This is a genomic window from Longimicrobium sp. (assembly GCF_036399255.1).
Lineage (GTDB): Bacteria > Gemmatimonadota > Gemmatimonadetes > Longimicrobiales > Longimicrobiaceae > Longimicrobium.
In genome coordinates, this window is the sequence record NZ_DASWNM010000072.1 from 34682 (window position 1) to 45802 (window position 11121).

Here is an 11121-nt window from a genome sequence, read left to right on the forward strand (position 1 = left end):
GAGGGACAGGCTCTGCTGCAGGAGTCCAGCATCCAGCCATGTACCAGAATCTGTCATTCCGAGGCCCGGCCACGCTGCCGCCGGCCGAATGCGACGCAGGTTGCAGGGCCGAGGAATCTGCTTTCGGCCGGCTGGAGGGCGGACGCGGCAGCATCAACCATTGCCGCGGCGGCGCAACCGCCAGACAGGGCCAGTACCCGGCGCCACGACACGCCACGAGGAAACGGAGAGTAGATTCCTCGGTCGCGCACTACGTTCGTTGCGGGGGCGGGGTGTGGGGTGTGCGCTCCCTCGGAATGACAGTCCGGGGCGTGCGGCGCCCGTTCACCCGCTCACCCTTTCACCCCTTCACCCCTTCACCCGTTCGCCCGTTCACCGCGGCACCGCCCTGTCCCAGCCGAGCGCATTGTAGCGGCGAAGAACCTCCAGCGTACGGTCGATCGGCAGCGCCTCCACGGTGATCCCGTTACCGCTCGTCGTCGTGGCGCGGAAGAGGGAGTTGAGGATCGCCTCCTCCGTGGCCTCCGCGACCGCCTGGAAGATGCCCGTCGTCGCCTCGTTGGGCAGGTCGCGGACGGAGACCGGCTCGCGGGCGGCGGGCGAGCGCCGCACCTCGGCCGCGGTGGAGAAGGCGATCACGTAGTCGCCGGAGCCGTTGGTCATCGCCGCGCCCGTGCGCGCCAGCCCCACCAGCGCGCGCGTGGCCAGCCGCTCCAGGTTGCGCGCGTCCAGCGGCGCGTCCGTGGCCACCACGATCATCACGCTCCCGTCGCCGTGGTCGCGTGGTCCCTGCAGCTGCTGCTGGAACATGTAGCGGCCCAGCTCGCGCCCCACAGGCGCGCCGTTCACGCTCAGCACGCCACCGTAGTTGGTCTGCACCAGCACCCCCACCGTCCACCCGCCCAGCACCGCCGGCAGCCGCCGCGAGCTGGTGCCGATGCCGCCCTTCCACCCGAACGCCACGGTGCCCGTCCCCGCGCCCACGGCGCCTTCCGCCACCGGTCCGGCCGACGCGCCCTCCAGCGCCGCCACCACGTGCTCGGCGAGCAGCGGACGCGCGCGGATGTCGTTCAGCCCGCCGTCGTTGGTCTCGCCCACCACGGGGTTGATGGAGCGCACCTCCTGCATCCCCGGCCTGGCCAGCATCCAGTCGGCCATGGCGTTGGCCGCGTTCCACACGCACAGGGTGCAGGTAAGCAGGATGGGCGTCTCCATCTCTCCCAGCTCGCGCACCTGCGTCACCCCCAGCAGCTTGCCGTAGCCGTTGCCCACCACGATGGCCGCCGGCACCCGCTCGCGGTACGCGTTGCCGCCGTGGGGCAGGATGGCAGTCACCCCGGTGCGCACGCGCTCGCCCTCCACCACCGTCGTCTGTCCCACGCGCACGCCCTCCACGTCGGTGATGGCGTTCAGCGGGCCCGGCGGCAGGATGCCGACCACCACGCCGGCCTCCCGAGCGCGCGGGCGTTCCTGCGCGTCCAGCGCGCCGGCGATGGAGGTCATGGCAAGGATCAGGAGCAGCGGATGGATGATGCGCACGCGGAATCCCTCGGCGGATGGGGTTGCTTGGCGAAAGCCTCGCTGGCGGACGCGAAAAAGCCCCGCAAAGTGCGCGGGGCTTCCTCCAGCCGCAATCCGTCCGGGCGAGCTTACAGGTCGCCCAACGAGCCGGTGTCCGTCGTCATCATCCCCCCGTCCGCCGGCGCCACGCACTCCGCGGACACGCCGTCCAGCATCACGGTCTTGCCCGTCATCCACGAGAAGCGGTTGCTGACGATGAGGTAGTACCGGCCGGGGCCCACCGTCAGGTCGATGTTCTCGTCCGTCGTGCGCTGGCGCGCCAGGTACGAGTCGAACTGCGCGCCCGCCTTGAAGCCGGACAGCCCGTCCTCGTCCACGAAGAACACGTCCACGTCGCGCCCGCCGCCGGCCGTCCCCGCCACGTGTCCGCGCACCGAGCACGGCCCCCAGTTGCGCAGGTCGAAGGCGTAGACAGAGTACTGGCCCGCGCCCACGTCCTCGCTGCGCGAATCCATAAGCGTAAAGCGCGACGGCGGCGGCGGGGGAGGGGGCAGGGGACGCCGCCTGGGCTCCGGGGCCTTCTCCTCGGGCTTCGCGCCGCCGGGAACCAGGCTCGACGTGGCCGCGCCCGTCGTGGCCGCGTCGGCCTGCAGCACGCTCTTGCCCAGCGTGAACCCGCCCGCGCCGGTGACCAGCACCACCACCAGCGCCACGAAGGCGTTCATCGCCCAGTTCTCCGCCGGCTCGCGCGGCGGCGACTGCGCGCGGTTGCAGAACCGGCAGACGATCGCCGCGTCCTGGATCTCTTCGGCGCAATAGCGGCAGGGCTTCATCGTCGGAGGGGAGATGCGTGGCGGGAAGGAGAAACTGCGAGCATCAAAATATCATCTGTTCCCCTTGCACGGCAAGCGGATTGGCCTCCATGGCCCGTCTTCCACGACGCGTTCGCCGCACCTCTCGCGAATGCGTGTGCATCGCACGAGAGCCTTGTTATCACCTTGCTGGATGCAAAGAGTCTGTCATTCCGAGGCCCGACCGCGCTGCCACCTGACGAACGCCCCGCGGGTTGCAGGGCCGAGGAATCTACTGTCCGCCTGCTCGAAGCCGGACGCGGCAGCCCGCGCCACACGTGCGGCGGCGAAACCGCCAGACAGGGCCAGTCCGGGGGTGGCGCGGCATGCCACGAGGAAACGGAAAATAGATTCCTCGGTCGCGCGCCAGATTTCGTGGTCAGACAAGGTGCCGGGTGTGCGCTCCCTCGGAATGACAGCGCGGGTGTGGCCAATGACTGGCGAGGGGCTGGCTCCCGTGCTCGGAATCCAGCCCCTCAGTTCTGCCGGCGAGGTCCTTCAGTCGGCGCCAGACCCTTTCGTACGAGCGTGTCGCGGCGCGGCGCCTCCCGCAGGAAGTCAAATCGTGGGCATGTCATCTTGAGGAGAGGATCCTGCGCACAAGCTCATAACGAGGCGGTGACTTCCTGAGGGAGCGCACCACGTGCAGCCATAAGCCACGCAACCGCCTGCGCGCGACCGAAGGATTTGCCTTCTGTTTCCTCGTGGCGCGTCGCGACGCCCGGGGACGGGCCCTGTCTGCGGTTTCGTTGCCGCGGCGATCGCGCGGGCTGCCGCGTCAGGCCTCCAGGAGGCCGACGGTAGATTCCTCGGCCCTGCAACCGGCGGCGCGTTCGGCGGGCGACGGCGCGGGCGGGCCTCGGAATGACAGACCCTGTTTTCAGCGGATCCAGGGCGGTCCGCAGTGCCGGCCGCCGCGAGTCATCGGCCATCGTCGCCCAGGGGGACGGTGGCGCCGTCGCTGGTGCGGATCTCCAGTACCTTGCCGCTCTGCTCGGTGATGGCGTACATGCGAAAGCGGCGCATGGAGCTCATGGCGAACTCCGCCTCGTGGTCGCTGCGCAGCAGGGGCGCGCGGATCAGCCAGCGGTACAGCACCCAGGCGCCGCTGGGCAGGCGCCGAAAGTCCATCCGCCCGCCCAGCCGGTTCACCGGCCCACGAAAGCGCAGCCCCGTGTACTGGTACTCCACGTAGCGCAGCTCCGCCGTGGCGCGGTCCAGCCACAGCACCCCGCGCACGTCCGGCAGCACCCGCCCCCGTAGCGGCACGAACTCCAGCCCCACCATCCCCGGCTGCCCCGGCCCCGCCGCGCGCAGCCCGAAGCAGTGGTGCCGCACGAACTCGTCGGAGAGGATGGCCGTGGCATCCACCCCCTTCAGCTCCAGCCGGTCCCCGCCCAGCACCATGTATCCGCCCGACACCAGCTCCTGCACCGAGGCGGAGCGAAAGGGCTTGCCCTGCGTCACCACCTCCCGCGTCTTTTCCGCGTGCACGCGGCTGCCGTTCAGCGCCGTGTGGCGCTCCAGCAGCTGCGAGCGGAACCAGTAGTCGCCGCTCTCCGCCGCCAGCGCCGCCTGGGCCAGCGCCTTGCGCGCCTCGTCCCACACCGTGGCCGCCACCGCGCCGTCCCGCGGCGGGGCGGAGCAGCGGCGGCGCACCGTGCGGCTTTCCACCGCCTCCAGCACCACCCGCCGCGACGCCGCCCGCACCTCGTGCCGCAGCGTCCGGCCCGCCTCCAGCGTCACCATCGACGGGGCGGCGGTGGCAAAGCCCACCCGCTCCACGCGCAGCTGGTACGTGCCCGCCGCCGGGGCCGTCAGGCGGTAGCGCCCCTCCGCATCCGACAGAACCGCGGCCACGCCCCGCCCGTTCGCGTCCCACAGGCGCAGGACGGCGCCGCGCACCGGCTCGCCCGTCTCCGCCTCCACCACGCGCCCGGCGACCGACTGGGCGTGCAGCGGCGCCGCCAGCAGCACGAGCGCCAGGGCGATGCGGACGGCGCGGGGCGGGCGGGAGGGCAGGAGCATGGGATGAACTCCGTGCGTGGGGCGGAAAGGGCGGGGGATGGACCGGCCGGGGCCGTCGACGGTAACGTACGGTCACGGAGGGATTCTGACACGCAGGCAACGGGTTTGCGGAGGAGTGCGGGAGTGCATCCAGGGATCGATTTCACCTTGACGGACGGGAGGCCCGCGTGAGACGGACGGTGCTGATGCTGGGAGTGCTGGCGCTGGCCGCGTGCGGCGCCCCGCCGGAGCCGGAGAGCGGCCCCGCGCCGGCGGGGCAGAGGCCCGTGGTGCTGGACGTGGGCGGCGGCGGCACGCCCAGCATCCGCGGCCTCATCGGCGAGCGCCAGCGGCTGCGGCTGACGGGCGCGCAGGTGACCACGCTGGATTCCATCGCCATGCGCCTTGCCTCGGCCAACGACTCGCTGCGCAACAGCATTGGCGCGGCGGGCGAGCGGCCGCGCCCGGGAAGCGCCGAGTGGCAGCGCACCATTCCCGTGCTGGAGACCATGGCCCGGAACAACCGCGCCGCCGGGCTGCTGGTGCAGGAGGTGCTCACCGAGGAGCAGCGGCGGATTGCGTGCGAGATGCAGGCGGAGGACGAGGGCCCGGAGCCGATGCGCCGCACCCCGCCGGGGGCCGCGCGCATCGGGGGGCGGGGCCGGCCGGCCGAGGTCGTCGAACCACGGGCGCGCGGGTGGCCCTGGTGCGCCGCGCCGGTGCCCGCCGCGCCCCGCTGACGTGCGCCGCTCGTCACAAGGGTCTTGAACCCGGAGGGGTGGCGAGGGTATCATGATTCCGTCCCCTCTCCGCCGCGCGTCCGCGTGCGCGGGGGTGGTGACGAAGGCGCCGCCCGCACGGGCGCGTCTTCCCGCGGTCCTGGCAGCCCGGCCCACGCGCGCAACCCGCCGTACAGGTTCCTGCCGACGACACTGACAATCTGCTGGCGGGGCCTGCTTTTGGGGCGGCCCGTGGACCGCGCGCCGGCAACACGACCCGAACGATGGACGATCGAGAACGACTGTACCGGCTTTCGGCCCCGGCCCGCCGCGACCGCGCGAGCGCCTGGGGAATCACCCTCCTTCACACCCTGCCCCTGCTGGTGGCGTCCGTGCTGGCGCTGCTGCTGGGACGCCCCGAAGTCGCGGCCGGCGCGCTTGCGCTGGTCCTGCTGACACTGGGGCTGGTGCGCACCCTCACCCGGCCGCGCAGGCTGGTGGTGGCCCCCGGACGGATCCGGGCGCCGCGGGAGGTGAGCCGGAGCCGCTGACCCGCGGATCCCAACGCGCAGGACGATGATAAGGCGGGCCCCTCCAGACCCGGGGGCTCGCCTTTTCCGTTTCCTCTGGCGGGGTGCCGCGGGATCGGGGCTCGCCGACGAGGATCGCACTGCGTCCGCCGGGGGCCCCCTCCCCCGGCCCCTCCCCCCTCGTTCTCGGGGAGAGGGGAGAATTCGATCGCGCTTCGGAGGGTCCTGCGCGAGAGGCACGCCCCCTCCGGGCTCGCATTACTCGCCCACCTCCCCCAAAACCCCTGGAGGAGGTTGAACGTCGATGCTCCTTCGATCCCGCCACGTGGCAGGCACCCACCCTGTCCCACATCCGCCAGCCCGCGAAGGCGGATTTCGTGTGGTTGTTGCAGCGAATTCATTCGCCCTTGCAGGCCTTGGCGGATCGAAGCCGGGGGGCCGGGATGGACGAAATCCCCGGTTCGTGTATCTTGTTCCGCCCCCGCAGCTGCGTGCAGTTCCCGCCCGCCCGGAGAGTTCCCGTGCCGTCCATCCTTCGAATTCTGCCGTTCGCCTTGCTGGCGGTGTTCGCGCCCGCGGTGCCGCTCGCGGCGCAGGGCTTCGTGTACCGCGACATCGCGTGGGGCAGCGACTTCCAGACCACCAGCCGCCAGTTGGAGGCGGAGGGGTTTCGGCTGGAGGAGGACTATTCCCCCGACGAGGGCGAGGTCGTGTACACGGACCCGGAGAACCAGGACGTGCTGGCCATGGCCTCGTTCGCCGGCGACCGGCTGGTCGGCATCCGCATCGTCGCGACCAGCGAGAACGTGGACGGGCTGTTCGACCAGACCGTGCAGGATTGGACGGAATCCCTCGGCGAGCCGGACGAGGCGGAGGAGGGGATGGCCGCCTGGCACAGCGACGGGACCACCTTCTCCGTGGCCCTGGGCGAGACGGACAACGGCCTGCGGTTCGTGTCCGCGCAGTACGCCGGCCCCGGCTACCAGGAAGAGATCCAGCGCCGCATCGACGCCGCGTCGGGGCCGGTGGAGTACCCGGCGCTGGACGAGCGCTGGGTGGTCGCGCTGCAGAGGCCCGCGCAGCGCACGGCCTTCGACCGCGCCACGGTGCAGGCGATGGGAAGCCGCGTGTTCCGCGTGTGGCTGCGCGACGACTACGCCCAGCTGCAGGCCGACCCCGTGGACCACGACATGGAGCTGCACCAGATCGACTACGACTGCGGCGCGCGGCGCTTTCGCGTGGGCGCGGCGACGTACCAGCTGCGGAACCAGCTGGTGCATACCGAGACCCCATCCGAGCCCTCGGAGTGGATCCCCATCCCACCCGAAAGCGTGGGCGAGCAGATCATCACCGCCGTCTGCCGCGCCGCTGAACGCCGGTAAGCTCGCGGACCACGATGAAAGGCGGCCTCTCGCGCAAAGGGCCGCCTTTTTCGCGGGGGAGCCGAAGATGTACATTGCACCCGTGATCCCCGCATCTCCCCCATCCGATCGGCCTCTCGTGTCCGAACCGAACGACCTGATCGCCCGACCCGTCGCCGAAGTCACCGCGGCCCACGCCGCGGCGGCGATGGAGCACTGCTTTCAGGGATACGTCGTCCCCGTGCGCACCACGGCGGAGTCGTGGGAGCGGCGCTTCAGAAGCGAGCACCTGGACCCGTTCGCCAGCCGCATCTACCAGCGCGATGAAGCGGACGTGGCGGTGCTGTTCATCTGCCGGCGCGGATGGACCAGCCGCGTGGGCGGAATGGCGGTGGCGCCGGACACGCGCGGCGGCGGGCTGGGCCGGCGCGTGATGCGGGATGCCATCGCCGAGGCCCGCGCCCGCGGCGACCGTACGCTGCTGCTGGAGGTGATCGAGCAGAACACGCCCGCCGTGAAGCTCTACGAGTCGCTTGGATTCCAGCGGACGCGCCGGCTGGTGGGCTACCGCGCGGCGCCGGGGGAGGGGGAGGGGGAGGGCCCGGCGGACGCGCTGCGGGAGGTGGATCCGCTGGAGCTGGCGCGCGTGGCGCACGTCGAGGGCGAGCCGGAGCTGCCGTGGCAGCTGGCGGCGGAGACGCTCTCCGCCGCCACCGCGCCCGCCCGCGCCTTTGCGCTGCGGGCCCACGCGTACGCGATGGTCGCCAACCCACAGGCGGAGACGCTGACGCTTTCCGCGCTGGTGGTCCCGCGCGCCCATCGGCGCCAGGGCTGGGGCACGCGCATGCTGCGCGCGCTGGCAGCCGCGTTCCCGGAGAAGCCGTGGCAGGCCGTCGCCATCGTCCCCGAAGCGCTGGCGCCCGGCTTCTTTGCCCGCGCCGGCTGGACGCGGCAGGAGATCAGCCAGTTCGAGATGCGGCTGGAGCTGGGCGGGTGAGCCTGGCGCGCAACCGGGTCGATAGGGAACCGCGACGTTGAGGACAAAACTGGTAACCGTGTGTCCCAACTGAGGCCTGCATGCCACGCTCAACAGGATTCTCGAAAATCCGCAAGTACCGGCCTGCAAGTCCTTTGATGGCAGCAGCCTGGGAGTTTTGAACGCCTTTTGTGCCGTCGCGGTCCACCCGTTGCCACAGGAGGCAGGCGCGGCACCGGAGCGGGACCACAACGTTCCGATGCCCGCTGGATGGGAGTGGCCGGATGGGCGGGCCAGTGCCATTTAACAGATCGGTTGGGGAAAATACCTGAGGGGAATGGAAGCATCTTTACCTGGCAGTCATCGGCACTGACCCGCGCCGTCCGGGCGCGATCCATCGGCAGCTTGCGAGACTCCGCGCGGCGGGTGGCCGCGGCGGATCTTCATCATCATCACAACGGGAACTTCGACAATGAGCAAGCCCAACCAGCAGGTCTTCACGGGAACCTCCGTCACCGGCAACCTCCAGGAAGCGCTGGACGACGCCATCGGGCAGGCCGGCCACGGCGTGCCCTGGCGCCTGGCCAGCATCGATGGCGTGCAGGGCATCGTCAACTCGGTGACGGTGCGCATCTACGCCGTGACGCAGGCGCCGGCCAGCCGGGAGCTCGGCACCGCGGGCGACGAGCCGGTCTACGAGGTCCCCACCTCGCGCACCGGGCTGGTGGAGGACATCCGCGACCAGGTCAGCATCTGCCAGGACGGCGCGCAGTTCGAGCTGGTGTCGCAGACGCGCGGCGGCGAGGAGCGCCTGCGCCTGAAGGCCACCAACCCCGACGCCGAGCGCGTGCTGGCCGACGCCGCGGGCACCCGGCAGGCGGTGACGGTTTCGGGATACATCCGCACCGTGGAGTGCGAGCGGATGGACGTGTACGACGCCGCGCCGACCGGCGGCGGCCAGCCGGGCGGGGAGCCGGGCGAGGCGCCCACCACGCTGCAGGGCACGGTGGAAGTGCTCACCGAGGAGATCAGCTTTTGCCAGGACGGCGCGGAGTACGAGCTGGTGACGCAGACGCCCGAGGGCGAGCAGCGCCTGCGGCTGTCCGCGAAGGGACGCCCGGAGAGCGTGCTGCGGCGCTTCGCGGGGACGGGAGAAGAGGTGCGCGTCACCGGCGTCATCCGCACGGTGGAGTGCACGTCCATGCACGTGGCGCAGGCCGAGCCGGTCCGCGCCTCCACCCGCGAGATGGCGGACGCCGCCGGCCAGCCGGCGCCGGGCGAGGCCACCACCACGCTGCAGGGCACGGTGGAGGTGCTGGCCGAGGAGATCAGCTTTTGCCAGGACGGCGCCGAGTACGAGCTGGTGACGCAGACGCCCGAGGGCGAGCAGCGGCTGCGGCTGTCGGCGAAGGGGCGCCCGGAGAGCGTGCTGCGGCGCTTCGCGGGAACCGGCGAGCAGGTGCGCGTCACCGGCGTCATCGTCCACGTGGAGTGCACGTCCATGCGCGTGCAGCAGGCCGAGCCGGTGCGCGCCGCCGCCGGCGCAGCGGAGAGCTGACATCCACGCGGGGGCGGACGGTTGCCGCACCGCCGGTCGCCCCCGTATCGTACCGCCGCCACCGGGCACTCGGCCCGGTGGCGGCGCGCGTTTTCACATCCATCCACCCGGGTTGTGCATGCGGATTGGCCACGGCTACGACTCGCACCGCTTTGCCGAGGGGCGCAGGCTCATCCTGGGCGGCGTCGACATTCCCCACGAGCGGGGGCTGGACGGCCACAGCGACGCCGACGCGGTGGCGCACGCGGTGACCGACGCGCTGCTGGGCGCCGCCGGCCTGGGCGACATCGGCCGGCACTTTCCGCCCACGGACGCGCAGTGGAAGGATGCCGACTCGCTGCAGCTGCTGGCGCGCGTGGTGCGCCTGCTGGAGGGCCGCAACTACCAGGTGGTCAACGTGGACGTCACCGTGGTGTGCGAGGCGCCAAAGATCGGCCCGCACGCGCAGGCCATGCAGGAGCGCCTGGCGTCGGTGCTGGGGATTGGGCCCGGCCACATCAGCATCAAGGGCAAGAGCAACGAGGGGCTTGGGTGGATTGGCCGTGGCGAGGGAATTGCCGCCTTTGCCGTGGCCCTGATCGACAGCCTGGAGGACATCGACGCCCTGCACGCGCGGCACCGGCGCGACGCCAGCCTTTGAACTGACAGTGCGTGAGTGCGTGAGTGCGTGAGTGCGTGAGTGCGTGAGTGCGTGAGTGCGTGAGTGCGTGAGTGCGTGAGTGCGAAGGTAGCGGGCGGGGCGGTTGCATGGAATGATGGTGGGATCGGGAACGGCGGAGCGCGAGGCACGATTCATCTACTCCCGCACTCACGCACTAACGCACTCACGCACTTCTCTTTACCGGTGAGGGCATGGGAGGACTGATCGACCAGCTGATCGCGTGGATGGAGGGGCTGCCGGAGGCCCTTGTCTACGTGGTGATCGGCGCCATGGCGGGGCTCGAGAACATCTTTCCCCCCGTGCCGGCGGACGTGGTGGCGCTCACGGGCGGCTTTCTGGCCGGCCGCGGCGTCACCGATCCCATCCTGTCGTTCCTGGTGGTGTGGATCTGCAACGTGGGCACGGCGCTGCTGATGTACTGGGTGGGGCGCCGCTACGGCACGGCCTTCTTTTCGGGCAGGCTGGGGCGCATGCTGCTGCAGCCCAGGCAGATGCGCCGCCTGTCGGAGCTGTACCAGAAGCACGGCGGCAAGGTGATCTTCTTCAGCCGCTACCTGCCGGGCTTTCGCGCGGTGGTCCCCATCTTCGCGGGCACCAGCGGAATGACCTTCTTTCGCGCGGCGTTCCCCATCGCGCTGGCGTCGGGGCTGTGGTACGGCCTCATCGTGTACCTGGGCGCCACCGCCGGCCGCAACTGGGAGCAGATCCGTGCGACGGTCGAAGCATCCGGCCGCTGGCTGGCCATCGCGGCCGTCATCCTGTTCGCCGGCGTGGCGTGGTGGTGGTGGAAAACGCGCGGCGAGGAAGAAGTCGTCGAGGAGTTGACGGAGCCGGACAAGGATTGAGCGGGGGGCGGGTAAGGGCTGGGGCGAGGGGCAAGGGCCGGCAATGGCGAATGAATTCGCTGCAACAACCACACGAAGTCCGCCTTCGCGGA

10 protein-coding genes are annotated in these 11121 nt (G+C 71.2%); 7 read left to right on the top strand and 3 right to left on the bottom strand.

The window, feature by feature from the left end:
• Positions 1 to 372: 372 nt before the first annotated feature.
• The 3 genes from VGC13_RS11470 to VGC13_RS11480 all read right to left on the bottom strand — a co-directional run bounded on the left by VGC13_RS11470 (position 373) and on the right by VGC13_RS11480 (position 4400).
• Complete coding sequence (locus tag VGC13_RS11470) at positions 373 to 1533, bottom strand: P1 family peptidase (RefSeq protein WP_414682988.1); 1161 nt, start codon at positions 1531 to 1533, stop codon at positions 373 to 375.
• Positions 1534 to 1649: 116 nt separating this feature from the next.
• A complete protein-coding gene (locus tag VGC13_RS11475) occupies positions 1650 to 2354 on the bottom strand; it encodes a hypothetical protein (RefSeq protein ID WP_331125397.1) in 705 nt (234 codons plus the stop codon).
• A gap of 939 nt (positions 2355 to 3293) precedes the next feature.
• The gene (locus VGC13_RS11480; RefSeq protein WP_331125398.1) at positions 3294 to 4400 is read right to left on the bottom strand and encodes a carboxypeptidase-like regulatory domain-containing protein; all 1107 of its coding nucleotides are present in this window, start codon (positions 4398 to 4400) and stop codon (positions 3294 to 3296) included.
• Positions 4401 to 4567: 167 nt separating this feature from the next.
• Between VGC13_RS11480 and VGC13_RS11485 the strand changes: the two genes are divergently transcribed.
• The 7 genes from VGC13_RS11485 (at position 4568) to VGC13_RS11515 (ending at position 11029) form a co-directional block, all read left to right on the top strand.
• Entirely contained in the window at positions 4568 to 5119 is a 552-nt protein-coding gene (locus VGC13_RS11485; protein ID WP_331125399.1) for a hypothetical protein, read from the top strand.
• Between the two features lie 263 nt (positions 5120 to 5382).
• Positions 5383 to 5649 (top strand): hypothetical protein, encoded by a 267-nt coding sequence (locus VGC13_RS11490; protein ID WP_331125400.1) that lies wholly within the window; start codon positions 5383 to 5385, stop codon positions 5647 to 5649.
• Positions 5650 to 6149: 500 nt separating this feature from the next.
• Positions 6150 to 7010: a surface-adhesin E family protein gene (locus VGC13_RS11495; protein WP_331125401.1), complete on the top strand. Its 861-nt coding sequence runs from the start codon at positions 6150 to 6152 to the stop codon at positions 7008 to 7010.
• Between the two features lie 118 nt (positions 7011 to 7128).
• On the top strand, positions 7129 to 7986 hold the full coding sequence (locus VGC13_RS11500; protein ID WP_331125402.1) for a GNAT family N-acetyltransferase: 858 nt from the start codon (positions 7129 to 7131) through the stop codon (positions 7984 to 7986).
• 451 nt (positions 7987 to 8437) lie between these two features.
• On the top strand, positions 8438 to 9523 hold the full coding sequence (locus tag VGC13_RS11505) for a hypothetical protein (RefSeq protein ID WP_331125403.1): 1086 nt from the start codon (positions 8438 to 8440) through the stop codon (positions 9521 to 9523).
• Positions 9524 to 9641: 118 nt separating this feature from the next.
• A complete protein-coding gene (gene ispF / locus VGC13_RS11510) occupies positions 9642 to 10163 on the top strand; it encodes a 2-C-methyl-D-erythritol 2,4-cyclodiphosphate synthase (RefSeq protein ID WP_331125404.1) in 522 nt (173 codons plus the stop codon).
• 212 nt (positions 10164 to 10375) lie between these two features.
• Positions 10376 to 11029: a DedA family protein gene (locus tag VGC13_RS11515; protein WP_331125405.1), complete on the top strand. Its 654-nt coding sequence runs from the start codon at positions 10376 to 10378 to the stop codon at positions 11027 to 11029.
• Positions 11030 to 11121: the final 92 nt, after the last annotated feature.

What these genes read in the sequence shown, in the direction of transcription:
- ispF (WP_331125404.1), top strand. Translation starts at nt 9,642, where the DNA reads ATGCGGATTGGCCACGGCTACGACTCGCACCGCTTTGCCGAGGGGCGC.
- VGC13_RS11480 (WP_331125398.1), bottom strand. Translation starts at nt 4,400, where the DNA reads ATGCTCCTGCCCTCCCGCCCGCCCCGCGCCGTCCGCATCGCCCTGGCG.
- VGC13_RS11490 (WP_331125400.1), top strand. Translation starts at nt 5,383, where the DNA reads ATGGACGATCGAGAACGACTGTACCGGCTTTCGGCCCCGGCCCGCCGC.
- VGC13_RS11515 (WP_331125405.1), top strand. Translation starts at nt 10,376, where the DNA reads ATGGGAGGACTGATCGACCAGCTGATCGCGTGGATGGAGGGGCTGCCG.
- VGC13_RS11505 (WP_331125403.1), top strand. Translation starts at nt 8,438, where the DNA reads ATGAGCAAGCCCAACCAGCAGGTCTTCACGGGAACCTCCGTCACCGGC.
- VGC13_RS11475 (WP_331125397.1), bottom strand. Translation starts at nt 2,354, where the DNA reads ATGAAGCCCTGCCGCTATTGCGCCGAAGAGATCCAGGACGCGGCGATC.